The 260-nt window shown below is 59.2% G+C and carries 1 rRNA gene; it reads right to left on the minus strand.

From position 1 onward, the window contains the following. Window positions 1-74: ribosomal RNA gene (gene rrf, locus ACX9OT_RS21865) — 5S ribosomal RNA — on the minus strand; the annotation flags it as partial. Window positions 75-260 lie beyond the last annotated feature (186 nt).

A 260-nucleotide genomic window follows, 5' to 3' on the forward strand; every position in this document is an offset into this window, starting at 1 on the left:
CCATCGGCGCAGCTGCGTTTCACTTCCGAGTTCGGGATGGGATCGGGTGGTTCCACAGCGCTAATTTCACCAGGGAGACGGTTGCAGCAGCGCTTGCAGCGCCAGCTTCGCGATCTTGCCCTTGGGGCGGAAGGCACCCGGAAAATGCAGTGCCTTCACTTAATAAGAAAAACCCCGCTGCGTGAGCAGCGGGGTTTTGGGTGTAAACCCTGGCGATGACCTACTCTCGCATGGCTTGAGCCACACTACCATCGGCGCAG

It is taken from the genome of Stenotrophomonas genospecies 3, assembly GCF_054473855.1.